The following is a 25,412-nucleotide window of genomic DNA, read 5'->3' on the forward strand; positions in this document are numbered from 1 at the left end:
CGGCGCCCCTCAGGGCCGCGCGCCGTCGACGGCCACCCGCTGGAGCAGCCCCCAGGTGAACTCGGCGACCACTCGCCGCGGTACGCCCCCGGCGTCCGGGGCGGTGAACATCAGACCCCAGCGGGTCGGTGCCGTGCCCTCCAGGGGACGGGCCGGGGCGAAGGCCCGGGCCGCCTCGTCGACCGTGCAGGACCAGGGAGCCAGATCCTCCAGGGTGCGCAGCACGGGCCCCGGCGCGCCCGGGGCGCGGACCAGCCACTCGTTCCACACCGCGCCGTTCGGGGCGGTCAGCACCTCGAAGCGCAGCGACGGCCACAGCGGCACCGGCCACAGGTGGGCCTCGCAGTCGAGGTCGCCGATCCGGCGGGCCGTCCGGGACTCCGGCTCGCCCAGCACCCCGCGGTAGCGGGACAGGGGCGCACGGGAGCGCGGGGAGCGGACCATCGCCTGCCAGCGCCTGTTGGCCTCGCGCATGTCCGCGACGGAGACGCCGAGCTCGTGGCGGGCCTCCTCCACCAGGCCGGGATGGTGGTCGGCCATGCGGCGCAGCAGCACCAGCTGGAAGTCGAGCGGGGTGAAGGGGCTAGCGGCGTGTGTTCCGGAGGGCATGGGACCCATCGTCGCCCACCGGGGCCCCGGCGGGACGGCGGCCGTCGGGCAGGAACAGCACGGAGTTGACGTACCGCGGCCCCCGCAGCAGGGACGAGGGCAGGACCCGGCGCAGCAGACCGTGGGAGACCACGTAGGAGGCGGCCTCCTGGTGCTCCTCCAGCGGGAACGCGGCCAGCGGCACCCAGGTGTCGCCGGGCAGCACCCAGCCGTCGTAGCCCAGCAGGCTCAGGTACGTCACCACCGGCGCGATCGGCTGGATGCGGGCTTCCAGCTCCACGAACAGGGCCGGGCGGTCGCGGGCCAGCAGGCCCGTCGCGCCGCGCAGGACCGCCGGCTCGTTGCCGTCCACGTCGATCTTGACGAAGCCGACGTCCCGCAGGCCCAGTTCGTCCAGCGTCACGCAGGGCACGTCCAGGGCCCGGCCGTGGATGTCCCGCCGGACCAGGGACGACACCCCCCGGTCGCCCGCGTCGTCCGCGGGCAGCCACAGGCGGGCGATGCCGGGCCGGTCGGACGCCGCGGCCCGGATCACCCGGACGTTCGGCGGGGCCGCCGCGGTCAGCAGCCGGGCCAGCCGGGGCACCGGCTCGATCGCCACCACGTGCTCGGCGCGGGCGGCCAGCCGGTGCGTCCACGGCCCGTACCAGCCGCCGACGTCCACCGCCGTGCGGCAGCCCGGCGGGCACAGCTCCGCCAGCCGGGCCAGCTCCGGTTCGAACCGGGGGTACAGCGCCCGGGCCGTCGCGGCCACCAGGCGCGGGGGCAGCAGGGGCGCGAGCCGGGCCGCGACGCCGGTCACGGCGCCATCCTCCGCAGCAGCGCCTCGTGCTCGTCGTCCGGCACCTGCTCGCCGGAGGACGGCAGCAGCTGCGGGATGCCGTCCACGACCGGGTAGCGGCGGTGCAGGCGCGGGTTGTACAGCGCCTCCGGCTGTCCGGCCCGGGCGGGCAGCAGGTGCAGCGGGCCCTTGTCGAGCGGGCAGGCCAGGATCTTCAGCAGCGGGTCGTCGGGCTTCACGGTGATGCCAACTCCTTGGCCGGTTCGTGGGGTCGGGGAGCGGAGTCGTGCTTCGGCATGGTCAGCAGCACACCCACCGCCAGGGCCGTGCCCGTCACGCGCAGGGCGAGCCGGAGCGGATCGTGCGGGAGGGCCTCACCGAACGACAGCGTGCCGAGCACGGCCGTGAACAGGCTGGTCACGGTGGTGCACACCGGCACGATCAGGGAGGCCCGGCAGCGCTGGAGGGCCGCCTGCGACATCACCAGGCCGAACGCCCCGGTGAACAGCAGGAGGTACGGGTACGGGGAGCCGAGCAGGGCCAGGACCGCGCCGCCCGCCCCGTCGGCCGTCAGCCGGCCGGAGACGCCCTTGATGGCCAGGGAGCTGACGCCGTAGAGCAGTCCCACGGCCACGCCGTACTCGATGCCGGTGGCGGGGCGCCGGTGCCGGTTGCGGGCGCGCCGCTCGGCGGAGCCGTACAGCCACACCCCGGCCGCCAGCGACGGCACGCACACCAGCAGGATCAGCGGGTAGGGGGCGTCCCGGCCCACGGTGTCCGTGTCCTGCCGCAGCGACAGCACCACCATCAGCAGCGCGAGCAGGATCCCGCCCAGCGCGTACCGTTCCCGGCCGGTCGTCTCCTCCCCGAGCAGCCGGGACGACAGCAGCACCAGCAGCACCAGGCCCGAGACGAAGATGCCCTGGGCGGCGGCGATCGGCAGGGTGCGGTACACCACGAGCTGGGCGGCGAACCCGGCGGCGAGCGCGAGGGAGCCGCCGATCCACAGGGGGCTGCCGAGGACGAGGCGCAGCAGCCGCGCCGGGCGGCGGACGCTCACCTCCGGCAGCGAGGTCAGCGCCCGCTTCTCCAGCACGAAGCCCAGGCTGTACAGGGTGTTCGCCAGCAGGGCCGCGGCCACTCCCCACCACACGGGCTACGTCCTTCGCGCGTGCAGCAGCAGGATCGACGCGAGCTGCGGCCGCAGGCACGCCAGCCGGTCCAGCGGGCGCAGCGGGCGCGGCACGCCGTGGAAGGGGGCGCCCTCCAGCCGGACCACGTCGAACCCGGCGGCGGCGACGAACTCCCGCAGCGCGCGCGGGGTGTACAGCCGCAGGTGGCCCACGACCTCCGTGCCCGGGCGGCCGTGGATGCGGCGCAGGCTGACCTCCGAGAAGACCGGCTGCACCCCGGCCAGCAGCAGGCCCCGGTTGTACCAGGCGGCCAGATTGGGGGTGGACAGCATCAGATGGCCGCCGGGGCGCAGGACCCGGCGGATCTCGTCCAGCGCCGCGTCCGGGTCGACGAGGTGCTCGACGACCTCGCTGAACAGCACGGCGTCCGCCGACCCCGACGCGAACGGCAGCCCTCCGCCGGTCAGTTCCCCGCGCACGGCGTACGGGATGCGGGTGCGGGCGCGCCGCAGGGCGTCCTGGGACCAGTCGACGCCGATGACGCGGTGGCCGGGCAGGAGCGGGGTGGCGGTGGCCGCGGCGGTGCCGTCGCCGCAGCCGATGTCCAGGACGGTCCGCGCCCCCCGGGTGGCGGCCGGGCCGAGGGCCCTGGCCAGCATGCGGGCCTGCCGGAGACTGCGCGGGGCGCCGGAGGCCACGGGGACGGCGGGGTTCTCGTAGAAGTCGCGCAGCTCGCGCGGCGGGGGTCCGGTGGTCGTCGTCACTCGGTCACCTCCGTGGTGTGCAGGTAGTGCGCGAACAGGGCGCGCAGCCGGTCGCCGTCGCCGTCCCCGAGCAGCGCCTTCGACCAGCGCAGCGCCAGGTGCAGACGGCCCCCCGTGGAGGCCGTGGTGACGGTCAGGCCGCGGGGCATGCGGGCGGGCGCGGAGAACCAGACGGCGCGGGCGCGGCCCGCCTCCGCGCCGAAGTCCAGGGGGTAGGGGATGCGGCCGATGTTGCTGAGCAGGGTCGTGGACGTCCAGGGCGCGGCCGCCCGGCGCAGGCCCCGGGTGAGGACGGCCCGGGCGGCCACCGGGGCCCAGGGCGCGGTGAGCAGGGCGGCCCCGTGACCGAGCTGGGGGCGCGGCTGCGCCTTCAGGGCGCGGGTGCGCCCGGCGGTGCGGCGCAGCAGGGCGGGCATCGCGGTGCCGTCCAGTTCCGCCGGGGCGAAGGGCACCTCGACCAGGCGGGTGCCGTTGCCGATCGGCATGGAGGCGTCGCGGGGGCGGTCGTCCACGGGCATGGTGATGCGCAGCGCGCGGGGGCGGGCACCGTGCTCCCGGTTCCAGTGCGCGACGGTCAGGGCGGTGGCGGCCATGAGCTGGTCGTTGACGGTCCAGGGCGATCCCTCGGGGCGGTGCGGCAGCGGCAGTTCGGTCACGAGCAGGCCGTTGCCGCCGGACCGGTCGGGCGTGCCCGGGGCCACCCGTGCCGGGGGCGCGAGCCCGGCCCGGCCGGCCGGGACGGGCTGCGGGGGTTCGGCGGGGCGGACCGGGGGCGCGGCGGGGGCGTTGTCCCTGCCGCCGTACAGCTCCGCGGCCGTCGCGAGGACGCGCAGGCAGGCCGGGCCGTCCAGGGCGGTGTGGTTGACGGTCAGCAGCAGCACCGAGCCGACCACCTCGAGCCGGACCGGCGGGGACAGCGACAGCGGCGGCGCCTCGGACAGCGCCCGTGCCCGCGCGTCCCGCAGCGCGTGCGGCCCGGGCGGGGTGAAGGTCACCGCCTCCGTGTCCGGTTCGCGCGTCAGCTCCCATTCGTAGCGGCGCCGGTACCACGGCCCGCGTGCCTCCCGCATCAGCACCCGCGGGTGGCGGTGCAGGGCCTCCAGGAACGCCTTGCGCAGGCGCGGCCCGTCCAGCGGGCCCGGCAGGTGGACCTCGATGTGGACGGTCTCCGGCTCCTCCTGCTGCAGGCAGTGCCGGGAGACCTCGTCCACCACCGGGAACGGGATGCGCACCGGTGCCGTCATGCCTGCGTGCCCTCCCTCGCGCCCGTCCTCGGCAGGGGCCGGGTCGGCGCCTCGGCGGGCGGCCGCTCGGGCAGGCTCACCACGGCGGCGAACAAGCCGGTCAGCGCCAGCAGTTGGGCCAGGTGCCCGAAGGCCCCCGCGCCCGCGCCGACCGGTTCCCCCGCCTCGAACGCGGCGGCGATCCCCGCCCCGGCCAGGGCGGCGAAGGCGATCGGCACCAGCAGCGCGTGCCGCCGCGCGGCGAGCAGCGCCAGGGCCGGGACCAGCAGCGCCAGCCACCCGGCGATCACCACCGCGACCAGGGTCAGGGCCACCGTGCCGAGCCACAGCCCGGGCGGTGGCGCGTCGGGCCCGGGCGCGTCGGGGTCGGGGTCGCGGCGGCGCCACAGGGCCAGGCCCACGACGGCGGCGATGCCCACCCCGCTGCCGATCAGCCCGATGTCGTAGGTCGTGGCCGGCTCGTAGGACAGCTCGACCGTGCCGCCCGCGCCGGCCGGGATCCGCCAGCCCTGCTGCCAGCCGTCCAGCCGGACCGGGGTCAGCTCCTCGCCGTCCAGCGTGGCCCGCCAGCCGTCGTTGGCGTTCTCGTACGTGGTCAGGTACGAGGCGGCGCCGGAACCGACCGTCACCTCGCGCCGGTCGCCCAGCCAGTCCCGGATGCGCAGGTCGCGCCCGGCGGACGCCGGCTCGTCGACCGTGCCGCGGGTCAGGGTCACGTCCGTCAGCGCGAGCGGGCCGGCGTCCGAGCCCTCCAGCCGGTGCTCGCCCGCCGCCAGCCGCACCTTCCCGTCCGCGCGGCCCTTCTGGCAGAGGGTCACCCGGACGCCCCGCCGCTCCACCAGGTCCCGCACGGTGCCCTCGACCGCGGTCGGGTACAGCTCGTCGTCCAGCGCCACCTCCGGGCCCTTGCCGCACGGCAGGGAGAAGGCCCGGGTGCCGTCGGGCTGCGGGGTGCGGTACTCGTCGAGGGAGGGGATGTACGCCTCGGTGAGGCCCACCGGCAGGCGCAGCTTCTCGTCGGCCACCGGGTTGTGCAGGGTCAGCGGGGCCGTCTCGGTGACCGTGATGTCCAGCCGGTCGGTGGTGACGGCCGGGAAACGGACCCAGCCGTTCTCGTCGACGCCGGCGATCGCGGCGCCGTCGGGCGAGCTGATCTCCACCTTCGTCGCGCGGCTGGACAGGCCGCCCGCGGGGGCCAGGACCAGCTCGCCGACCGGCTGCTTGCCCGGCCAGCGCAGATGGATCGTCGGCCGGTCGCCCGCGATCCACGCCGTCGTCAGATCACCGTCGGTGAGGTTGCGGGCCGCGACACCCGCCCCCAGACGGGCCGTGGAGTCGGCGGTGGCGACGATCCGGGCCCGCTGCCCGGGCGCCACCTCGTACAGCAGCTCGTCCAGCGCCGCGCCCGGGACGGGGACCGCGTCCGCCCGGACCTCGTACGTCCCGGCCTGGGCGGTGAAGCGGCGGTGCAAGCCGGTCTCGGTGCCGGTCGGGGACAGGCCCGTCGGGTCGGGGGCGCGGTGCAGGGAGACGACCGTGGCGTCCGCGCGGGCCCGGTCGGCGTCGGCCGGCAGCCGCAGCAGCCGGGTCACCCGCACGTCGGGCAGCGTGATCTCGGAGAAGCCCGCGCCGGTCAGCCCGGGCCGGCGCTCCGCCGAGTCCAGGATCGTCAGCTTCATCCACGTCGTGGCGCCCCGGGGCGCCTTGATCCGCTGCGGCTCGCCGTTCGGCCGCAGGAAGCTGGTCCGCTCGCCCGCGGCCGTCTCCACCCGCACCTTCGTGGCCGCCGCCCGCACGCCCTGCTGCGGCAGCGGCGTGACCCGGAAGGAGGACGGCATGGCGTAGGGGCCGGTGAACCCGATGCGCAGCCACTGCCCGTCCGGGGTGTCCGGCGCGCCCTCCGCCCACGCGGTGCCGGGGTCGCCGTCGAAGGCGTTGACCGGGTCGTACTGCGGCAGGTGGAACAGCCAGTTGCCGTACGAGGACGCCGACACCGAGGCGGCACCGCGCAGTTCGGCCACCGTCTGGTGCCGCACGCCCTCGGTGGGCAGGATCTGGCGCGGTTCCTCGCCCGGGTCCTGCAGGGCGCCGGGCGCGTTGCGCTCGTCTCGGGTGTACGTGTACGAGGTGTTCGCGTTGACCAGCCCGAACCGGGTGTCGGCCCGCCGCATCCCGTCGCCCACCACCTGCACGGCCGGTGTCCCGAGCCCGGGGTGCCCGTCGCCGGTGAGGACGGCGGCCCGCCCGCGCAGTCGCTGGGCCAGCGGCAGCAGCGCCTCCGGCCCGCCGGACACCGCGACCGTGCCGGCGACCGGGGCGAGCCCGGCCTGCCCGGGCCGGGTCACGTCCGGGCCGGCCGGGCGGTAGATCTCCACGGCCCGCTGCCTCGGGTACAGCCCCTCCACCTGGAGCGGCGCGTCCTGCGCGATGCGGCCGCCGGTCATCACCGGCCCGAGCCCCGTCACCCGCTCGTACCCGGACTGCTCCAGGGTGCGTTTGACGGTCGCGGTCGGCACGTAGCCGATCTGGTCGGGGTCGAGGTCGTTGCGCACGACGACGTAGTACAGCCCGGCCCGGCTCAGGTAGTCGGCCAGCCCCGGCACCTGGGCGCCGGTCGTCAGCGCCTGCTCGACGGCGTCCATCGCCCGCCGGTTGCCGGGCGTGCCGAACGGGACGTAGTCGCGCTGCGCCCACCGCGAGTCGGCGAGGACGTCGAGCGGCTGGTCGATGGGCGAACCCCAGGTGTAGACGCCGTGCGCGGTCGCCGGGACCACCAGGGCCCGCGAGTCGGGGGAGTACTTCTCCAGCCAGTCGGCCGTGGCCTGCCAGTAGGCGGGGAGCTTCGGGAACGAACCCGGGTTGAGGATCGAGCCGTTGAGGTACGGCCACAGCAGCCCCGGCAGGACCAGCACGGCGGCGACGAGCGGGGCGAAGCGCCGGCCGCGCACCCGTCGGGCCCCGTGCGGCTGTGCCGCCACCCCGACCAGATGGGCCAGGCCCAGCACCAGCGCCAGGGCCAGGCCGGTCTGGAACTTGTAGACGTTGCGGAAGGGCGACAGCCATCCGTCCAGCCAGTCCTGCACCACCCCGTGGAACGGCGCCCCGAACGCCCCGCCGTAGCCGGCGAGCAGCACCAGCGCCGTCACGAGCACCGTCAGCACCAGCCAGCGGCGCTCGGGCATGTCGCGCCGGGCGAGTCCGGCCAGGCCCAGCCCGGCGGCCAGGGCCGAGCAGAGGATCACCGGCACGGAGGAGGCCACGGTCCAGCCGGCCGGCAGCCAGGCTTCACCGAGGTGCAGATAGGCCACCCAGTTCCCGGCCCCGCGCACCGCCTCGGTGGCCGACATGGTGTCCGTCGTCGTCCGCGAGGTCTCGATGTAGGGGAGGAAGTTCTCGCCGTGGACGCCCAGCAGCAGCAGGGGCACCCACCACCAGGCGGTCACCACGATCACCGCCGGGGTCCACCAGGCGATCAGCTTGCGCTGCCGGGGCCCCGGCGGACGGGACAGCAGGTACAGCCCGGCGGGCAGCAGCGAGGCCAGCGTCGCCGACGCGTTCACCCCGCCCATGAACGGCACGAAAAGCGCCGAGCGCAGGGCCGCGACCCGGGCCGTGTACCGCTGGTCCGCCAGCGGCAGCAGCACCCACGGCAGGACCGCCCCGGGCAGCGCGGCGGCCGACGTCGAGCCGACGACGGTGGTGAACACCGGCCACAGCGCGTACGCCGCGGCCGCGAGCAGCCGGGACACCCCGCTGCCCACGCGCAGCCGTTCGGCCAGCCGCAGCGCGCCCCAGAACGCCACCGAGACGATCAGCGACATCCACAGCCGCTCGGCCAGCCACACCGGCAGCCGCACCAGGTCGCACAGCCAGTGGAACGGCAGCATCGGCCACAGGTAGCCGACGTACTGGTCCTGGATGCCGCCGAACCCGGCCCGGTCGTGCCACAGCTGCCCGAGGTCGCCGAGGAACCGGCCCGGGTCGGTCGTCACCCCGAGCTTGGTGTCGAAGGTCTGCCGCCCGGGCCGCACCAGGAGGAACAGCGCGAACGCCACGGCCCAGAAGCCCAGCAGCCAGCGCCGCGACCGGGGGCCCTCGGGGGGCCGGGCCGCGGCCGCGGGGCGGGGGACGGCTGCCGGGGGAGGAGCCTGGACCGTGGTCGTCATGTAGGACACCGCCGCAGAATGAGAAGGAGGTTCCAGGTGGCGAACTCGCGGATCCCGGGCGCCTTGACGACGGCCTCCGCGAGAAAGGGCCAGTAGCGGGAGCGCGCCGCGACGACGGTGACGTCGTCGCGGCCCCGCACCTGCCGCAGGGTGGAGCCGATGTGCACCGCGAAGAGGTTCTCGCCGAGCGTGTGCTTGGCGGGCCTGCCGGTGCGCCTCAGGTAGCGGGCCCGGGCCCGCCCGGCACCCAGGTAGTGCCACGGGGCCCACTCGTGCCCGCCCCACGGCGACAGCCAGTTGGTGAACGACACGTAGATCAGCCCGCCGGGGCGCGTCACCCGGGCCAGCTCGCTGAGGAACGTCCCCGGGTCGGCGACGTGCTCCAGCACGTTGGAGGAGAAGGTGACGTCCGCGACGCCGTCGCGCAGCGGCAGCAGGTACCCGTCGGCGACGACGGCCCGGCCGGGCGGCTCCTCGCCCAGTTCGGCCAGGTCCGGCTCGAAGAGGAACGCGTGCGCCCCGCGCCGCCGGAACTCCTCGGTGAAGTAGCCGCTGCCGCCGCCCACGTCCACCACGGTCCGCCCGGCGACCGGCCCGTCGTACGCCTCGACCTGGTCGGCCGCGTCCCGGGCGAGCAGCGTGTAGCAGGCCGCCGGGTCGTCCTGCTCGTGCAGGAAGGCGCGGAAGAGGGCGAGGGAACGGCGCAGCGAGGGGTCCTTCCAGGGGGCCGCGCCCGGTGCGGCGGGGTCGCGGGGACGCGGCCGGCCGTGCCCGGCGCGTACACGTGACACCGCGTCACCGACGCGGCGCAGGGGCGACGTCACGGGGCCCAGCTCCGCACCGCCTCCGCGGCCACCACCCGGAACTGCCGTACCGTCCGGTCCCACCGGAACTGCGCGGCCCGCTCCCGGGCGGCCTTGCCCATCAGCTCCCGCCGCTCCGCCGACAGGGCCAGCGCGCACCAGGCCGCGGCGAACGACGACTCGCCCCGGGCGAGGACCCCGGTCTCGCCGTCGACCACGGAGTCCTTCAGGCCGGGCACGTCGAAGGCCACGCTCGGTGTCCGCCGGGCGGCCGCCTCCGTCACGACCAGCCCCCAGCCCTCCACGGCGGAGGGGTGCAGCAGCAGCCAGGCCGCGCACAGCAGCCGGTGCTTCTCGGCCTCGGAGACGTACCCGGTGAACTCCACGCCGGGCCCGGCGAGCCGCTCCAGCCGCTCCCGCTCCGGGCCGTCGCCGACGATCACCAGCCGGCCGCCGGTCACCGGCCGCACCCGTTCCCACAGGCGCAGCAGCAGGTCGATCCGCTTGTACTCGACCAGGCGCCCGACGGCGACGAACAGCGGCTCCGGTGAACGCCCGGCCTCGGGCCCCGGTTCCTCGACGCCGTTGTGCACGACCCGGATCCGCTCCCGCGCGACCCCGATCCCCCGCAGCGCGTGCGCCGTGGAGGACGACACCGCCACCAGCAGGTTGCGCCGGCACGGCCCGGCCAGCGCCCAGTGCTCCAGTCTTCGGCCGAGGCGCGCCGCCGGGGCCAGCGGCCCGCCGAAGCGCATGCCCCACAGGTCGGTGTGGACGTGGTTGACCAGGGTCAGGGTCGGCCCGCGGTGCCACAGCGGGGCCAGGTACGGCATGCCGTTGCAGACCTCGACCAGCAGGTCGCAGTCGCCGACCTGCCGGGCGAAGGCCGAACGGGCCCGCAGGTAGTGGCCGTAGGGGCCGCCCGCCGACACGACCCGGTAGTCGCGGAAGGAGGCAGGGCCGCCGCACAGCAGGGTCACCTGGTGGCCCAGGCGGGTCAGGCCGTCGGCGAGCCGGTCGACCAGCAGCTCGGAGCCGCCGGCCGAGGGATTGTCCAGGTCGCGGTGGGCGAGGAAGACGATCCGGCGCGGTTGTGGGGGGAGCGCCGGAAGGTGCTGCGGCGCCCCGGAGGGCGCGGTGCGCAGCTGGGACGGTACGTGCTGGGGCATGGACGCTCCAACTCGTCTCGGGGTGCGGAACTCAGCGTGGGGAAGACGTGGGGGTCGTGGCGGGGTGGTGGGGTGAGGGGGCGGTGCGGGGAGCCGGCCGGTCCCAGGGGGGTGGGCCGGTGAGGGGCCTGGGCGCTTTCCAGGAGGGGAGTGTGGACGGTTCGTGCTCGGGGTGGGGTTGGACAGTTTTCGCCCGGACGTTCGCCACGGCTACTCACCGGCGTGACAATTTCCGCCCTTGTCGACGCTGACGTCACATCACTTTGTGAGAGAGGGCTGGGGCGAAGGGGGCGTATCGGACGGAACAGGCCGCTCCGGCTCCTTCCGCCCACGCGCCACCAGAACGCCTCCCGCCACCGCGAGCAGCAGACCGGCGATCCCGGCGCCGATCGGCAGCGTCGTCCCCACGAGGCGGAGTTGCCCGCTGTCCCGCTTGGCCTGCCGTACGGCCTCCCGCTGCGTGGCGGGCGTGAAGGCGACCTTCTCGCTGTCCAGCAGCACCGCCGCGTCCTTCTCCGCGCCCGGCGCCCGCAGGGTGCGCCGCGGCCCGGTCTGCGCGTACAGCACGCGTCCGGTGGCCTGGTCGACGACCAGCACGAACCCGTGGTTGGAGTACCACTCCTCGGCCAGGACCTGGGGGCGCCGCGGCTGGTCGACGAGGCTGCCGGGCACCATGCGGGTGCCGGTCCTGGTCGGCGGCACGGAGCCGGTGAACCGGTAGCCCGTGTAGCCCTGCACCTTCTCGGTGCCGCGGTAGCGCAGCTCGACCGTGCCCCGCAGGGTGTTGTCCCACCACTGGTAGGAGCGTTTCTGCACGTCGAAGGGGAACTTCAGATAGGCCTCGCCCTCGATGTGGGGCTTCTCCCCGCAGCAGTGCACGGGCCGGGTGGTCCTGCGGTCCATCACCCAGCGGTGCGGCACGAAGTCCAGCGCGTCGTGCGGATCGGCGGCCGGCAGCGACGCGTCGGTGTCGACCGTGGTCGTCACGTCCCAGACGGCGTTGCCGCTGCGCTCGCTGTCCTCGACGTCGCCCCGCACCCGCTGGGTCACGGTGATCTTCCGGTCGGGCACCGTCTCGATCCGGTCGGTGTCGAAGACGCTGCCCCGGCCTACGTAGACGGCGGTCGTGTCGATGTCGATCGGGTTCACCGCGGCACGCGGCTGCACGTACCAGGCGAGCAGGGGCGCCAGCACCAGCAGGAACGTGCCGAGACCCAGCAGGACCAGGGAAAACGGGGAGGTTGTACGGCGCATCCGGGCACTCCAGTGGCTTGGGACGGCTCGACGTACGAGAGGACCGGCACGGCGGCGGAAAGCGCACGTGCGGCTGGGCCGGGAACCGTAGGCCGCTCTTGACGGGGTGTCAATGCTTGTCGAGACTGGGCGCGACAGCAGGGACGGGGCGCCGGGGTGGGGCGACCTCCGGACGCATTCCGGGCGAATCCGGGACAGAGAGGCTGACCCTGCGATGTCCAGACTGCTCGCTGCCGCGCTGACCGTGGCGCTCGCCGCCGCCCTCGCCGTGGGGGCCGCGCTGGGCGTGGTCGCGCTGCTCGACGCCACGCCCGACCAGCCGAACACGCCCCTGATCACGTACGAGCGGTCCGGGCAGGGGAGTTGACCGATGACGGCCGCCCGCACCGGAACCGTCACCACCCGCTCCGCCTGGCACGACGTACCGCGCCTGCAGGTGCGGCGGTTCGCCGCGACCGTCATGGCCGAGGCGCCCGGGCTCGCCGAGGAGATCCTCCGCGAGATCCAGCGCGAGTACCCGCACCTGCCGGTCGTCCTCGACGACTCCGGCGAGCCGATGGCCCTGGTCGGCATCCGCCGCGCCATCGAGGTCTTCGTGCAGCACCTGGAGCACTCCGAGGGCCGCCCGACCGTCCCGCCCGGCGTCTTCCAGGACTTCGGCCGCGGCGAGGGCCTCAACGGGCGCTCCCTGGACTCCCTCCAGGCCATCTACCGCATGGGCGTCCGCATGGCCTGGCGCCGCTTCGCCGACATCGGCCAGCGCGTGCAGATCCCGCCCCCGGCGATGTACGAACTCGTCGACGCCGGCTACGAGTACCTCGACGGCCTGGTCGACCAGTCCGTGCGCGGCTACGCCGAGGCGGCGGCCCGCCAGGCCGGTGAACGCCTGCGGCTTCAGCGCCGCCTCATGGAGCTCCTGCTGGCCGAGCACCACCGGGGCGACCCGACCGAGGCCTTCACCGAACGGGCCGCCCGCATCGGCTGGCCCGTGCCGGAGAAGGTCGCGGTCGGCGTGCTGCTGCGCCCGGCCCGCGAGGCGATGGCCCCCGCCGTGGGCCAGGGCGTCCTGCTCGACATGGAGTACGAGCAGCCCCGCATGGTCGTCCCCGAGCCGGACGCGGCCGGCCGCCACGAACTGCTGCACCGGGCCCTGGCCGGCTGGTCCGGCGCGATCGGCCCGCCGGTCCCGCCGGCCGACGCCGCGAAGTCGCTGCGCTGGGCGGAGGCGGCGGTCCGCCTCATGGAACGCGACCTGCTCCCCTCCGGCGAGGTCCTCCACTGCACCGAGCACACCGAGGCGCTGGTCCTCCTCCAGCCGGAGGAACTGATCGACGACCTGGCCCTGCGCTGCCTGGCCCCCCTGGCCCACTGCGGCCCCACCCACGGCCGCCGCCTCGCCGAGACGCTGCTGGCCTGGCTGGAGACCCGCGGCGGCGCCCCCGAGGTCGCGGCCCGCCTGGGCGTCCACCCCCAGACGGTCCGCTACCGCCTGCGCCAGATCCGCGAACTGTGGGGCGACGAGATAGACGACCCGGACCGCCGCTTCGAACTCGAACTGGTCCTGCGCGCCCAGCGACTGAGGGGAGAACTGGGGGGTCCCCGGGGGCGACGGTGACCGGGGTTCCGGCCGCCCCGGCTCTGCTGATTCCGCTTCCGGGCCGCCGCCCATTGCCCGGCCCCACCGCAATGACTAGCCTGTGTTCGTCATGCCGATCGCCTGTTGAAATCTCGAACGCGGGCGCTGATGAACAGGGAGGGGCCGGTCGTGGGACGCCTCGTACCAGCCGTGACCCGGGCTCTCGACATTCTGGAGCTCTTCCTCGACGGGGACGGGACGCTCTCCGCCCCCGACATCGTGCGCAGGCTGCAACTGCCGCGCACCACCGTGCACGAGCTGGTCACCACGCTCGCCGCGCGCAAGTACATCGTCCCCGTGCCCGGCCAGCCGGGACGCTACCGGCTCGGCGTGCGCCCGTACCAGCTCGGTGCCCGCTACGCCGAGCAGCTCGACCTGGCCGCCGAGGGGCAGCAGGTCGCCCGGTCCGTCGCCGAGACCTGCGACGAGACCGTGCACGTGGCGATCCTGGAGGACACCGACGTCATCTACATCGCCAAGGTGGACTCCACGCACGCCGTGCGGATGGTGTCGGCGGCCGGCCGCCGCCTGCCCGCGCACTGCACCTCCGTCGGCAAGATGCTGCTGGCCTCCCTCCCCGAGGCGGAGCTCGCCGCGCGCATCCCCGACGGCGCCGAGCTGGCCGCGATGACCCCCAACAGCATCACCGACCCCGCGGCGCTGCGCGAGGCCCTCGCCGGGATCCGGGAGCGGGGCATCGCGGTGGAGAGCCGCGAGTCCAACCCGGACGTCTCCTGCGTGGCCGCGCCGGTCCGCGACCGCACCGGGCAGGTGGTCGCCGCCCTGTCGATCTCCGTGCCGATGATCCGCTGGAGCGAGGAGCGCCGGGAGGAGCTGGAGCAGCTGGCCGCGAAGGGCGCCGCCGAGCTGTCCGAGCACCTCGGGCACCGGAGCGCGGTATGAGGACGCCGTACGAGGTCGCCGTACGCGCGGAGGCCGAGCTGGGCGAGGGCCCGGCCTGGGACGCCGCGGCCGGCCGGCTGCTGTGGATCGACATCCTCGGCTGCCGCGTGCACACGTACGACCCGGCCACCGGACGGCGTACGACCCGCCGCACCGAGCAGCACGTCGGCGCGGTCAGGCCCCGCGCCGGCGGCGGGCTGGTGCTGAACCTCCGGGACGGGGTCGGCCTGCTCGACCCCGAGGACGGCGACGCCGGCGGCGGCTTCCGCTGGCTGCGCCACGAGCCCGTCCCCGGCCGCCGGGCCAACGACGCCGCCGTCGCGCCCGACGGCTCCCTGTGGGCCGGGACCATGCGCTACGACGAGGCGCCCGGCGGAGGGACGCTGTCCCGCCTCACCGGCGACGGCTCGGCCGAGACCGTGCTGGACGACGTCACCGTCAGCAACGGCACCGGGTGGAGCCCCGACGGGCGGCTCATGTACTACATCGACACCCCCACCCGGCGCGTCGACGTCTTCGACCACGCGGACGGGCGGGTGTCCGGGCGCCGGACGCTCGCCGTGATCGAGGAGGGCGCGGGCTTGCCCGACGGGCTGACCGTGGACGCCGACGGGTGCGTGTGGGTCGCGCTGTGGCAGGGCTCGGCGGTCCGGCGCTACACCCCGGACGGACGGCTGGACCGGGTGGTCGCCCTGCCCGTGCCGCTGGTGACGGCCTGCGCGTTCGGCGGGGCCGGGCTGAGCGATCTGTACGTCACGACCGCGCGCACCGGCCTCACCGGCCCGCCCGCCCTGGCGGGGTCGCTGTTCGTGGTGCCGGGCGCGGGCCGGGGCCTGCCCCAGCCGGTGTTCGCCGGCTGAGAGGGGCCGTACGGGGCGGGGGAGGAGGGCGGCCGCGGCCGCCGTAACGTTCCTTCCCGCCCCGTGTCAGCGTCCCGTCCTGTCCAGCCGGCGCAGGACGGCTCGTTCCTCCTCGGTCAGCGGCGCGCCCACCGCCGGCGGCAGCGGCGGACCGCTCAGCGTCGCCAGCACGGTCGAGGGCCGCAGCAGCCGCTCCGGGCCGGTCGTCATGCTCATCACGTCCCAGACCGCCGACGCCGCGGTGTACGAACCGGTCGCCGTGCGGATCATGCGGCGGGTGTACGCCGTGACCAGGCGGTCGGCGAGGCCCGGCGAGCCGCCTCGCGTCCCGGGGAACCAGACGTCCTGGCTGACCGCCATCGTCCAGGCGGCCTGGACCGGGCGGGCCGCCCGCCGCTGCACCCGCCGGGCGAGGCCGGGGTCCTCCAGGCCCGCCCGCCGCACCTCCCGCTCCAGCTCCCGGACTTCGAGCGCGGCCACCGACATGCCCTGCCCGTAGGCGGGGTTGAACGTGGCCAGCGCGTCGCCGAGGACGACGAGGCGCTCGGGCCAGGAGCGGACCTTCTCCAGGAACCGGCGGTGGTTGCTGGTGCTGCGGCTGACGTGCACGTCGGTGAGCGGCTCCGCGCCGGAGATCAGCCGGCCCACGACGGGATCGGGCAGGTCCAGCGTGTACCGGAGGAACGCGTCGGGGTCGGAGGGCGGTTCACCGCCGCCGCGGGTGCCGGCGAGGCTCACCATCCAGCGGCCGCCCTCGATCGGCAGCACCATGCCGCTGCGGCCGGGCCGCCCCCGGTACGGATCGGCCTGCACCATGGTCAGCGGGAAGCGCTCGGCGCCCTCGGGGGTGCGGTAGAGGCGGGTGGCGTTGACCAGGCCGGCGTCGACCGTCTTCTCCCGCACGTCGTCGACGCCCAGCCGCGCCAGCCAGGTCACGATCCGCGAGCCCCGCCCGCTGGCGTCGACCACGAAGTCGGCGTCGAGCCGCTCCTCGCCGGCGGCCGTCGACAGCAGGACCCCCGTGACCCGCTGCCGCGATCCGGTCAGCTCCCGCACCTGCGCCTTGCGGATCACCACCCCCGTGTTGTCCAGTACGGCGGCCCGCACCGCCCAGTCGAGCAGCGCGCGGGTGCAGGTCAGCATCCGCGGCCCGGGGTGGCGCCAGCGGCGGAACCAGCCCTCGGGGGTGAGCACGACCATGCCCGACCCGAGGGGTATCTCGTGGGCGCCGGCGGCGAGCAGGTGCTTGCGCATGCTCACACCCGGCACCAGGTCCTCCATCGGGGCGAGGCCGCCCGCCAGGAGCAGGTGCGCGTGACGTCCCTGCGGCAGGCCCCGGCGGTGCTCCGGCCCCTCGGGCAGGTCGTCGCGGTCGAGCACGACCACCTCGTCCGCGACGGCGGACAGGGCCGCCGCGGCCAGCATGCCGGCCAGTCCCGCACCGATGACGACAGCTCTACGCGACATGCGACTCCTCGCACTCAGCCATGACGGCTCCCCCGCCCTGAGGGCTTTCCCCGGCGCCCGGCCCCCGGCCGCGCGACGCACAACACCGTGCGTGGGCAACGGTTTCGAGCCATGCAGGCTCCTGTTCCGGACGGCTCTCACCGTACCTTCACGTATCGCGTCCGCGACCCCCCGGTGCGGGACGAGCGCCGTCAGCCCGTGAGCGATCTGCCGTCGGCGGGGTCGGGCACCCGGGCGCGGATCGCCCGCAGGTCGTCCGTGCGGCGCAGGGCCCGCGACACGGCGCCGATCTCGCGCAGCAGGTCCGTGGTGTCCCGCGCACCGGCGCCGTCGTCCTCCCGGGTCCGGCTCCTGGCCTCCACGGCGTCCAGGATCGCCGCGGTCGAGGCCAGTGCCTTGGCCCGGTCGGGCGGGTGCCCGAGGGCGAGGGCGGCGTCGTGGTACCGCCCGCGCCGGTCCTCGTCGATGTACCGGGCGAGCGGCAGCAGGCAGTCGCGGATGAACGTCTCCCTGCGGACCAGCCGCAACTCCGGGGTGGCGCGCAGCAGGAACGGGACACCGTCGCCGTCGACCGTCTTCATCAGCTGGTACAGCGGCCGCAGTTCGTGGTGGGCGAGCCGGACGTGCCAGCGGCCGTGCAGGTACTGCCCGGCGTGCGGGATGATGAAGCCGATCGCTATCAGCACGGCGGACAGGCAGGCGAGCGGCGGGGCGACGGCCGTGCTCAGCCAGTCCAGGTCGCGCCCGGCCCAACGGGCCGCCACGGCGGTCAGTTTGGCGGCGTCGAAGAACAACTGCGCCGCGTAGCCCACACCGAGGAACTTCAGCCCCCAGCGCAGCAGCGAGTCGAGCCCGTCGGTGCGGATCCAGTTCCAGATCAGCCCGTTGGTGACCACCGCCGCCACGGTGTGCGCGAGCAGGTAGAGCACGATCACTTCGCGCATGTACGGGGTGTTGGCGTAGTACGTGTCGAGATCGCGCAGCCGCTCCTCCGGCACGTCCGCGAGAGCGAACAGCACCCACATCGCGACGATCACGCACGAGTAGACGACCACCACCCCGTGCATCGCGCGCCGGGTGCGGTCCGAGCGGTCGGCCAGGCCGTTGCGCCAGGTGATGATCAGCAGCAGGCAGGACGCGCAGAACGCGGTGAGCAGCGAGTAGACCCACGGGCCGGAGAAGTTCGCCACCCCGGTCAGCCGGTTGACCCGGGCGATCGTCGACGGGGCCACGAAGACGAACACCGCGCAGGCGAGCAGCAGCAGACCGCCGACCGCGCGCAGCAGCGGGTCCTTCCACAGCCGGATGATGCTGGGCAGCTTGATGGCCAGGGCGGCGGCCAGGATCCCGGCGGGGATCCACCAGAAGTTCGGGTAGAACTGGTTGACGAACTCGACCGGCGTCAGCGCCACCGTCGTCACCGTGCCGTCCCTCCCCGCGGCCCCCGGTAGCCCAGCGACCGCTGCACGGGTTCGAGGGGGACGTCCGGGCCGCGCCCTCCGGGCAGCAGCGCCCGGCATCCCGCCGCCAGCCGGTGGCCGAACACGTCGGCCTCCGCCTCGTCGCGCTCCCGGGAGCCGTTGCGGGCCGCCACCGCCAGGGCGACGTCCTGCCAGCCGGGCCGGTCGGCGAACGCGTGGGCGGCCGCCGTGCCCACGCCGTGGTGGTGGCCGTGCCCGGCGTGCAGGTGCCACAACTCGTGTCCCAGGATCACCAGTTGCTGCACCGCCTCGGCCCGTTCCTCGACGATGACCAGGTCGAAGTCCTGGAACTCGACCCACAGGCCGGTCACTTCGATCTCGTCCGGGAACCGCTCGAACCGCAGCTGCACGGGACGGCCGTCCCGCCGCGCACTCATCTCCTCGCACAACGCCCGGCACAACTCCCGTACGTCGGAGGGCACTTCGGGTCTCCTGCGGACCGCGGCGGTGAGTTCGGCGGCCAGGCCGCGCATGGCGGAACCGCCGCGGGAACGCCCGAGTGCGGCGGTGACTCGGGCGGCCATCGTCCGCGCGCCCGCGATGTCCATCGCTCCCCCTTCTCACCCCCGGCCGACGGCTGGGCAGCCCGTCCGAGGGTACGCGCCCGAAAGTGCGCGCGTCATGCGATCGCGCGCCCGAAGTGCACCGCGCGCCGACCGGTTCCCGCCCGGCGCGCCCCGGCACCGGCGATCGGTCTCCGCCCGGTGCGCCCCGGCCGCGGTGGCCCGGAGGGCGGCCCGTGCCGGACCCATTGACGCGCCCGGGCTTCGAACCTACGGTCCCGTTCGGAAAAGCGACCGTCGGCCGATATATCGAACACCTCCTCGTCGCCGCCTCCCGCCGCCACCGCCTCGGACCCCCCGACCCGCCCGACTCCCCGACCCGAAAGGCGACCATGCGAGCCGCCCGCTTCACCCTGGACCCCGCGTTCACCGTCGGCGACGTGAACCCCCGCCTCTTCGGCTCCTTCGTGGAGCATCTCGGCCGCTGCGTGTACACCGGCATCTTCGAACCCGGCCATCCCGCCGCCGACGACAAGGGCCTGCGCCGGGACGTCCTGGACCTGGTCCGCGAACTCGGCGTCACCGCCGTCCGCTACCCGGGCGGCAACTTCGTCTCGGGCCACCGGTGGGAGGACTCGGTCGGCCCGGCCGGAGACCGGCCCCGCCGCCTCGACCTGGCCTGGCACTCGACCGAGACGAACCGCTTCGGCCTGTCCGAGTACATGGGCTTCCTGCGCGCGATCGGCCCGCAGGCCGAGCCGATGCTGGCCGTCAACCTCGGCACCCGCGGTGTCGCCGAGGCCCTGGAGCTCCAGGAGTACGCCAACCACGCCGGCGGTACCGCCCTGTCCGACCTGCGCGTCTCCCACGGCGACAAGGACCCCTTCGGCATCCGCCTGTGGTGCCTGGGCAACGAGATGGACGGCCCCTGGCAGACCGGCCACAAGACGGCCGCGGAGTACGGCCGTCTCGCCGCCGAGACCGCCCGGGCCATGCGGCAGCAGGACCCCGGCGTCGAGCTGGTCGCCTGCGGCTCCTCCAGCCGGTCCATGCCGACCTTCGCCGCGTGGGAGGCGACGGTCCTGGAGGAGACGTACGACCTCGTCGACCACGTGTCCCTGCACGCCTACTACTGGCCCGAGGACGGCGACCTCGACTCCTTCCTCGCCTCCGCCGCCGACATGGAGTCCTTCATCGAGGACGTGGTCGCCACCGCCGACCACGTGGGCGCGAAACTCAAGTCGAAGAAGAGGATCGATCTGTCCTTCGACGAGTGGAACGTCTGGTACCTGCCCGAGTGGGAGGCCCGCGCCAAGACCTTCGCGCAGCACGACTGGCCCGAGGCGCCGCGCCTGCTGGAGGACAGCTACAGCGTCACCGACGCCGTCGTCCTCGGCTCGCTGCTCATCGCCCTGCTGCGGCACGCCGACCGCGTCACCGTCGCCTGCCTCGCCCAGCTCGTCAACGTCATCGCCCCGATCATGACCGAGCCGGGCGGCCCGGCCTGGCGGCAGACCACGTTCTTCCCGTTCGCGCAGGCGTCGCGGTACGGCCGCGGCGAGGTCCTCGACGTCCGGGTGGACTCCCCGACCCACGAGACGGCCAAGTACGGCGAGACGGACCTGCTGCACGCCACCGCCGTGCGCGGCGAGGACGGATCGGTCACCGTGTTCGCCGTCAACCGCTGCCGGACCGAGGCGCTGCCGCTGGAGGTCGCCCTCGGCGCCCTCGGGCTGTCGTCGGTGGTCGAGCACAGCGCCCTCGCGGACCCCGACCCCGACGCCCGCAACACCCTCGACGACCCGGAGCGGGTCGCCCCGCACCCGGTCGACGGCACGGTCCTGCGCGCCGGCACGCTCGACGCCGTCCTGGAGCCGCTGTCCTGGAACGTCATCCGCCTGGCGTGACGGGGCGCCCCGGCCCGCGCCCGGCGCACGGGCCGGTCACACCGGCTCGACGGGCACGCCTCCGGCCGCGGCGCCCAGCAGGGCCAGCCGCACCTCGCCCGGCCCGGACGGGGAGGTCCCGTCGGACAGCACCGCCAGCGCCAGTGTGTTGGCACCACGTGTGCGCAGGATCCCGTTCGGCAGCACGAAGGTGTGCTGCGGCCCTACGTCGTTGATGTACTGGCCCAGATTCCAGCCGTTGAGGAAGACCTGCACGCGGTAGGCCCGCTCCGGGTCGTCGTCCAGGACCAGGCCGACCGAGGCGTCCACGCCCGGGTCGACGTCCAGCCGGAAGCGGGTGCGGTACCAGGTGACGCCCTGCCGCCGGTCCGCGCGCGGCAGTTCGGCCTCCTTCCAGTCCCGGTCGTCGTGGTCCGGCAGGTGCCAGCCCTCCCGCTCGCCGTACAGGCCGCCGTTGTTCAGCGCCCCGCGCACGGGGTCGGGTACGGCGGCGCCCTGGATGCGCCAGGTCACCTCCGGGGAGGCGCCCCGGAAGGTCACGGCCGTGAGCCCGCGGGCGGCCTTGTGCGTGTCGCGCGCCCCCTCGTCGGTGTCGTGCTGCATCGGCCGGACGAGCACGGACAGCACGTGCCGTGCCCGGGGCTCCTCGCGCAGCCGTGCGCGCAGGTCCTCCGGCAGGTCGAAGACGGCCTTCGCCGTCCACGTGCCCTGCCCGGTGCGCTCCTCGTCCGGCACGGGCATGCGGTGCGTGCCCAGCGGCTCCCCGTCCAGCCAGGCCATCAGCAGCCCCTGCGTGCCGGTGCTGAAGGACAGGGAGACGGACTCGGCGCCGCCGCCGCCCGTCCACTCGCCCCGGTACCAGACGTCGCCGTAGTGGAAGCCGTAGTCGTCGGCGAACAGCACGGGCTGCCCGTCGGGTACGGGCGTGGTGCTGAAGGACGTCGTGCGGTCGGCCTTCGTCCAGTCCGCGTCGTCGAAGCCGGGTTCGGCCTCCGGGTTCTCGGTGCGCCGCCGCCAGCCGGTCAGGGCGGGCAGGGCCGGGCGGGTCACGCCGGGCAGCGGGCGCAGCGCGAGCAGGCTGCCGGAGTTGGAGACGCGGGTGGGCACCGGGCGCCCGTTCCAGGTGACGTGGGTGATCCCGCGCGGCCCCCAGACCTCCAGGCCGGTCGCGCCGACGGTGTCGCCGGTGAGGTGGACCGTGGAGCCGCGCAGGACGGCCGAGCGCAGCAGGGCCGGGCCGTAGACCAGCAGGTGGCCGGACGGCGTCTCGTGGGGCCACAGCCGCAGGGCCGTGGCGTCGTCGGCGAACAGCAGCAGCATCGGGGTGTCGACGCCGTCGCCCTCGACCCGCACGCGGCTCAGTCCGCCGGCGCCCAGCGGGACGGAGACGTTCAGCTTGCCCAGGTTGTACGCCCAGGCCGGTTCGGCGTCCAGCCGCATGGGCGTCGGCTCGTCCGCGCAGTCCAGCACCACCTGGGCGAGGTCGCCGTGCCGCCCGGCGAACACGGCGATGTCCTGCCGGCCCGCGGTCAGGCTCAGCATGGGCTGCACGGAGCAGTACACCATCGTCCGCCGGCCGAGCCGCAGTCCGGCGGCGATCAGCTTGGCGTCCCGGGCCGGGACGGTGACCGGCACGTCGATGCCGGCGTCGGGGAGCGTGGCGGAGACCGGCTCGTCGGTGTCGTTGCTCAGCACGTAGACGTGGGCGCCGGTGTCCGGGTTGGTCAGGTGCCGGACCTCGATCCGCTCGTCGGCGGCCCGGACCTTCCGGCCCGGGTTCAGCCGGGCGAGGTCGGGCACGGACCGCAGCAGCTGCCCGATCCCGTGCACCGAGGCGAGGCCGGGGGTGGCGTTGCGGGCCTCGTCGAAGACGGCGCCGTAGTCGTAGGAGGTGTAGACGGACGGTGCGGGCAGCCAGCCCCAGGACGTCCCGCCGTACGTCATGCCGACGTTGTGCAGCGTGACGCCGTCGGCGAGGTCGGCGAGGTGGGTGCGACGCTGCCAGGCGGCGTCCCGGGTCCGGCGGGCCTCGGCGTACCCCTTGCCGTCGAGGGCCGCGCCGCCCCAGGCGTCGGACCGGCCGCCGCCCGCCTCGGCCAGGAACGCGGGGGCCCGCCCCAGGGGCTCGGCCCCCTTGCCGAGGAACTGCCCCCGGGCGGGGGCGACTTCACCCGTCCTGGACGGCCGGCCCGCCCCGGTGGTGTGGAACAGCGGTACGTCGATGCCGTCGGCGCGGACCTTCTCGTACAGGTGGGACAGGTGGGCACGCCAGGACGGGTCGTCCGCGGCGGTGCCGGGGGCGTCTTCGAGCCGGTACAGCAGGACCGTGCCCGTGCCCCGGGTGAACAGGTGCTTGGCGACCACGCCGTCGACGGCCGTCAGCCACTCGTCGGCGTACCGGAGGTAGGCGGGGTCGGCGGTCCGGGCCCGGCCCCCGGTGGCGGTCAGCCAGCCCGGGAAACCGCCCGCGTCGACGTCGGCGCCGAGGTGGGGGCCGGGCCGCAGCACCACGTACAGGCCGGTCTCGGCGGCCGTGCGCAGGAACCGGTCCAGGTCGCGCACGCCCGAGAAGTCGTACCGTCCCGGCGCGGGGGAGTGGACGTTCCAGGCGACGCACGCGGTCACGGCGTTGTGGCCGTGGGCGCGCATCTTCTGCAGCACGTCCCGCCACAGGGAGGGGCTCGGCAGCCGGAAGGGGTGCATCTCGCCCGCCCACAGCACCAGCCGCCGGCCGTCGACCAGCAGCGAGTGCCGGTCGAAGCGGATCTCGTGCGGTTCGCCGTCGGCACTCGGCACCGGCGGCGGCGGGCCGGTGCGCACGGGCCGGCCCGAGGTCGCGGAGCTGGGCGACCCGCTGCCGGTCAGCGCGAAGCCGAGCGCCGCCGTGCCCGCGAGAGCGTGAAAGGTGCGCCTGCTGAGCTCCAAGGGAGCGCCTCCTGTTGTGCCATGCCTTGCGTGGTGCCGGTCTTCCGCTGCTGCCGCGGGGCCGCCCGCGGCGGCCCGGGGGGCGGTGGTGCGTCCATGTCTACAGGGTGACCGCGACAATGGTCCTATGAGGATCTCGGCACGTGCGGACTACGCGGTACGAGCGGTCGTGGAACTGGCCGCCCGGCAGGATGAGGGGCCGGTCAAGGCGGAGGCCGTGGCCACCGCGCAGGACATCCCCCACAAGTTCCTCGAGGGGATCCTCGGCGACCTGCGGCGCGGCGGCGTCGTCGACAGCCGCCGGGGCGGGGGCGGCGGCTACCGGCTGGCCCGGGAGGCGGACCGGATCAGTGTCGCGGACGTGATCCGGGCCGTGGACGGACCGATCGTCTCGGTCCGCGGGGAACGGCCGACCGGCCTCGCCTACTCCGGCACCGCCAAGCCGCTGCTGCCGCTGTGGATCGCCCTGCGGGCCAACGTGCGCCGGATCCTGGAGGGCGTGACGATCGCCGACCTGGCGGCCGGGGCCCTGCCCGAGCCGGTGGAGCGGCTGGCGGCGGAGCCGGCGGCCTGGGAGAACCCCTGACGGGCGGCGGCTGTCCGCCGCGCGGTGCGTGATCCTCATGTCCGTCCCCGGGATGTCCTCGCTCTGACGCGGTCGGCGCCGGTGTGCGGTCCGCGCATCCCGACGCACGTGTGCAACGCACCCTATGCGCCCTGGGGCACGGCCCGTGCCGGGGTCCCGTCAGGGGAGGCTCCCGCCGGGAGCCCGTCCGCGGCGCGGACGCCGCGCCGGGCGGCCGGCCGCCGTGCCTCACCCGGGCCGGTGGCCTTTCCGCCAGTGTGAATGGCCGGACAGCGCCCTGGCCCGTGTCCGCGGCCCTGCGTACGATGCGACCGCCCCCGGCCTTCACGGCTCCTCCACGGAACGGTCACAACCGGGGGCACATGCGCCTGTCACTTTGTCATGCGCATGTTCAGCTGTGCCGCACGTTCCGTCACGATTCCACCCCCCACGCACGGATGGGAGAACCATGGCCGGTGGCCTGCTCCTGAGCGGCGCGATCGCCGCGCTGCTCACCAGCGCACTGCCCGCGCAACCGCCCTCCTCCGGGTTCGTCGACCCGCCCCCGGACAAGATCGTCATCAAGGTCGCCACGGTGAACGGCTCCGGCTGCCCGCAGGGCACCGCCGCGGTGGCCGTCTCCGAGGACAACACGGCGTTCACGGTGACCTACAGCGACTACCTGGCCCAGGCCGGGGGCAACTCCGACCCGACCGCCTTCCGCAGGAACTGCCAGCTCAACCTGATCGTCCACGTCCCCTCGGGCTTCACGTACGCCATCGCCAGCGCGGACTACCGCGGCTTCGCCGCACTCCAGCGCGGGGCGAGCGCGACCCAGCGGGCCTCGTACTACTTCCAGGGCTCGCCGAGCACGGCCTACCGCAACCACCCCTTCACCGGCCCCTACAACGACAACTGGCAGGCCACGGACGAGACGGACTGGGCCCAACTGGTCTGGGCGCCCTGCGGAGTGCAGCGCAACTTCAACATCAACACCGAGATCCGCGTCAACGCCGGTACGCAGTCGCCCGACAAGGTCAGCTTCATGACCATGGACTCGACCGACGGGGACATCAGCACCGTCTACCACATGGCGTGGAAGGAGTGTCCGGAGAAGAAGAAGTCCTGACCGCCTGAGGGGACTTCGCGGCCCGCCGGCTGCCGGGCGCGCGGGACGGACACCGCCCGCGCGCCCGGGTGCGCCCCGGCCGGCCTCATGACCACACCCGTACGGCCCGTGGG

21 protein-coding genes are annotated in these 25,412 nt (G+C 74.9%); 7 read left to right on the plus strand and 14 right to left on the minus strand.

What is annotated here, in order from left to right; all coding sequences use genetic code 11:
- Positions 1–9: 9 nt before the first annotated feature.
- From ACFYWG_RS13730 to ACFYWG_RS13775, 10 genes are all read right to left on the minus strand, one after another.
- On the minus strand, positions 10–618 hold the full coding sequence (locus ACFYWG_RS13730; RefSeq protein ID WP_383502648.1) for a hypothetical protein: 609 nt from the start codon (positions 616–618) through the stop codon (positions 10–12).
- Positions 584–1,411, minus strand: a complete 828-nt coding sequence (locus ACFYWG_RS13735) for an FkbM family methyltransferase (protein ID WP_385413263.1) — start codon at positions 1,409–1,411, stop codon at positions 584–586. The genes ACFYWG_RS13730 and ACFYWG_RS13735 overlap by 35 nt, the downstream gene beginning before the upstream one ends.
- Positions 1,408–1,629: a Trm112 family protein gene (locus tag ACFYWG_RS13740; protein ID WP_376323201.1), complete on the minus strand. Its 222-nt coding sequence runs from the start codon at positions 1,627–1,629 to the stop codon at positions 1,408–1,410. The genes ACFYWG_RS13735 and ACFYWG_RS13740 overlap by 4 nt, the downstream gene beginning before the upstream one ends.
- Positions 1,626–2,531 (minus strand): hypothetical protein, encoded by a 906-nt coding sequence (locus ACFYWG_RS13745; RefSeq protein ID WP_389201810.1) that lies wholly within the window; start codon positions 2,529–2,531, stop codon positions 1,626–1,628. The genes ACFYWG_RS13740 and ACFYWG_RS13745 overlap by 4 nt, the downstream gene beginning before the upstream one ends.
- A gap of 15 nt (positions 2,532–2,546) precedes the next feature.
- Positions 2,547–3,287 (minus strand): class I SAM-dependent methyltransferase, encoded by a 741-nt coding sequence (locus ACFYWG_RS13750; protein ID WP_389201313.1) that lies wholly within the window; start codon positions 3,285–3,287, stop codon positions 2,547–2,549.
- Positions 3,284–4,531, minus strand: coding sequence for a condensation protein (locus ACFYWG_RS13755; RefSeq protein ID WP_389201316.1), 1,248 nt, complete (start codon positions 4,529–4,531; stop codon positions 3,284–3,286). The genes ACFYWG_RS13750 and ACFYWG_RS13755 overlap by 4 nt, the downstream gene beginning before the upstream one ends.
- Positions 4,528–8,697 carry an alpha-(1->3)-arabinofuranosyltransferase family protein gene (locus tag ACFYWG_RS13760; RefSeq protein WP_389201318.1) on the minus strand — a complete coding sequence of 1,390 codons (4,170 nt, stop codon included), beginning with the start codon at positions 8,695–8,697 and terminating at the stop codon, positions 4,528–4,530. Before ACFYWG_RS13760 ends, ACFYWG_RS13755 begins: the two co-directional genes overlap by 4 nt.
- Positions 8,694–9,404, minus strand: a complete 711-nt coding sequence (locus ACFYWG_RS13765) for a class I SAM-dependent methyltransferase (RefSeq protein WP_389201812.1) — start codon at positions 9,402–9,404, stop codon at positions 8,694–8,696. Before ACFYWG_RS13765 ends, ACFYWG_RS13760 begins: the two co-directional genes overlap by 4 nt.
- Before the next feature lie 113 nt (positions 9,405–9,517).
- Positions 9,518–10,669, minus strand: a complete 1,152-nt coding sequence (locus ACFYWG_RS13770; protein ID WP_376323209.1) for a glycosyltransferase family 4 protein — start codon at positions 10,667–10,669, stop codon at positions 9,518–9,520.
- Between the two features lie 258 nt (positions 10,670–10,927).
- Positions 10,928–11,923, minus strand: coding sequence for a DUF3068 domain-containing protein (locus tag ACFYWG_RS13775; protein WP_389201321.1), 996 nt, complete (start codon positions 11,921–11,923; stop codon positions 10,928–10,930).
- 214 nt (positions 11,924–12,137) lie between these two features.
- Here ACFYWG_RS13775 and ACFYWG_RS13780 point away from each other — a divergent pair, with 214 nt between their 5' ends.
- The 4 genes from ACFYWG_RS13780 (at position 12,138) to ACFYWG_RS13795 (ending at position 15,322) form a co-directional block, all read left to right on the plus strand.
- Positions 12,138–12,290, plus strand: a complete 153-nt coding sequence (locus tag ACFYWG_RS13780) for a hypothetical protein (protein ID WP_376323213.1) — start codon at positions 12,138–12,140, stop codon at positions 12,288–12,290.
- A gap of 3 nt (positions 12,291–12,293) precedes the next feature.
- Positions 12,294–13,538 carry a helix-turn-helix domain-containing protein gene (locus ACFYWG_RS13785; protein WP_376323215.1) on the plus strand — a complete coding sequence of 415 codons (1,245 nt, stop codon included), beginning with the start codon at positions 12,294–12,296 and terminating at the stop codon, positions 13,536–13,538.
- Positions 13,539–13,688: 150 nt separating this feature from the next.
- On the plus strand, positions 13,689–14,462 hold the full coding sequence (locus tag ACFYWG_RS13790) for an IclR family transcriptional regulator (protein WP_376323217.1): 774 nt from the start codon (positions 13,689–13,691) through the stop codon (positions 14,460–14,462).
- The gene (locus ACFYWG_RS13795; RefSeq protein WP_385413250.1) at positions 14,459–15,322 is read left to right on the plus strand and encodes an SMP-30/gluconolactonase/LRE family protein; all 864 of its coding nucleotides are present in this window, start codon (positions 14,459–14,461) and stop codon (positions 15,320–15,322) included. Before ACFYWG_RS13790 ends, ACFYWG_RS13795 begins: the two co-directional genes overlap by 4 nt.
- Positions 15,323–15,388: 66 nt before the next feature.
- Here ACFYWG_RS13795 and ACFYWG_RS13800 read toward each other — a convergent pair whose 3' ends face one another.
- The 3 genes from ACFYWG_RS13800 to ACFYWG_RS13810 all read right to left on the minus strand — a co-directional run bounded on the left by ACFYWG_RS13800 (position 15,389) and on the right by ACFYWG_RS13810 (position 18,818).
- Complete coding sequence (locus ACFYWG_RS13800) at positions 15,389–16,789, minus strand: NAD(P)/FAD-dependent oxidoreductase (RefSeq protein ID WP_376323221.1); 1,401 nt, start codon at positions 16,787–16,789, stop codon at positions 15,389–15,391.
- A gap of 191 nt (positions 16,790–16,980) precedes the next feature.
- Entirely contained in the window at positions 16,981–18,210 is a 1,230-nt protein-coding gene (locus tag ACFYWG_RS13805; RefSeq protein ID WP_383502671.1) for an MAB_1171c family putative transporter, read from the minus strand.
- A complete protein-coding gene (locus ACFYWG_RS13810) occupies positions 18,207–18,818 on the minus strand; it encodes a toxin-antitoxin system, toxin component family protein (protein ID WP_389201326.1) in 612 nt (203 codons plus the stop codon). Before ACFYWG_RS13810 ends, ACFYWG_RS13805 begins: the two co-directional genes overlap by 4 nt.
- A 347-nt stretch (positions 18,819–19,165) precedes the next feature.
- On the opposite strand from ACFYWG_RS13810, the gene ACFYWG_RS13815 reads away from it, so the two are divergent.
- A complete protein-coding gene (locus tag ACFYWG_RS13815; RefSeq protein ID WP_389201328.1) occupies positions 19,166–20,680 on the plus strand; it encodes an alpha-N-arabinofuranosidase in 1,515 nt (504 codons plus the stop codon).
- A gap of 36 nt (positions 20,681–20,716) precedes the next feature.
- Here ACFYWG_RS13815 and ACFYWG_RS13820 read toward each other — a convergent pair whose 3' ends face one another.
- On the minus strand, positions 20,717–23,605 hold the full coding sequence (locus tag ACFYWG_RS13820) for a beta-galactosidase (RefSeq protein ID WP_389201330.1): 2,889 nt from the start codon (positions 23,603–23,605) through the stop codon (positions 20,717–20,719).
- 127 nt (positions 23,606–23,732) lie between these two features.
- On the opposite strand from ACFYWG_RS13820, the gene ACFYWG_RS13825 reads away from it, so the two are divergent.
- Complete coding sequence (locus ACFYWG_RS13825) at positions 23,733–24,191, plus strand: RrF2 family transcriptional regulator (RefSeq protein WP_389201332.1); 459 nt, start codon at positions 23,733–23,735, stop codon at positions 24,189–24,191.
- Between the two features lie 448 nt (positions 24,192–24,639).
- Positions 24,640–25,299, plus strand: a complete 660-nt coding sequence (locus ACFYWG_RS13830) for a DUF4360 domain-containing protein (RefSeq protein ID WP_376323233.1) — start codon at positions 24,640–24,642, stop codon at positions 25,297–25,299.
- Positions 25,300–25,412: the final 113 nt, after the last annotated feature.

The organism is Streptomyces sp. NPDC003456, from assembly GCF_042878735.1.
In the GTDB taxonomy this organism is placed as follows: domain Bacteria; phylum Actinomycetota; class Actinomycetes; order Streptomycetales; family Streptomycetaceae; genus Streptomyces.

Coding starts and splice junctions, on each gene's coding strand:
- ACFYWG_RS13730 (WP_383502648.1), bottom strand. CDS start 618: ATGGGTCCCATGCCCTCCGGAACACACGCCGCTAGCCCCTTCACCCCG.
- ACFYWG_RS13755 (WP_389201316.1), bottom strand. CDS start 4,531: ATGACGGCACCGGTGCGCATCCCGTTCCCGGTGGTGGACGAGGTCTCC.
- ACFYWG_RS13760 (WP_389201318.1), bottom strand. CDS start 8,697: ATGACGACCACGGTCCAGGCTCCTCCCCCGGCAGCCGTCCCCCGCCCC.
- ACFYWG_RS13770 (WP_376323209.1), bottom strand. CDS start 10,669: ATGCCCCAGCACGTACCGTCCCAGCTGCGCACCGCGCCCTCCGGGGCG.
- ACFYWG_RS13775 (WP_389201321.1), bottom strand. CDS start 11,923: ATGCGCCGTACAACCTCCCCGTTTTCCCTGGTCCTGCTGGGTCTCGGC.
- ACFYWG_RS13780 (WP_376323213.1), top strand. CDS start 12,138: ATGTCCAGACTGCTCGCTGCCGCGCTGACCGTGGCGCTCGCCGCCGCC.
- ACFYWG_RS13785 (WP_376323215.1), top strand. CDS start 12,294: ATGACGGCCGCCCGCACCGGAACCGTCACCACCCGCTCCGCCTGGCAC.
- ACFYWG_RS13795 (WP_385413250.1), top strand. CDS start 14,459: ATGAGGACGCCGTACGAGGTCGCCGTACGCGCGGAGGCCGAGCTGGGC.
- ACFYWG_RS13800 (WP_376323221.1), bottom strand. CDS start 16,789: ATGTCGCGTAGAGCTGTCGTCATCGGTGCGGGACTGGCCGGCATGCTG.
- ACFYWG_RS13810 (WP_389201326.1), bottom strand. CDS start 18,818: ATGGACATCGCGGGCGCGCGGACGATGGCCGCCCGAGTCACCGCCGCA.
- ACFYWG_RS13815 (WP_389201328.1), top strand. CDS start 19,166: ATGCGAGCCGCCCGCTTCACCCTGGACCCCGCGTTCACCGTCGGCGAC.
- ACFYWG_RS13825 (WP_389201332.1), top strand. CDS start 23,733: ATGAGGATCTCGGCACGTGCGGACTACGCGGTACGAGCGGTCGTGGAA.
- ACFYWG_RS13830 (WP_376323233.1), top strand. CDS start 24,640: ATGGCCGGTGGCCTGCTCCTGAGCGGCGCGATCGCCGCGCTGCTCACC.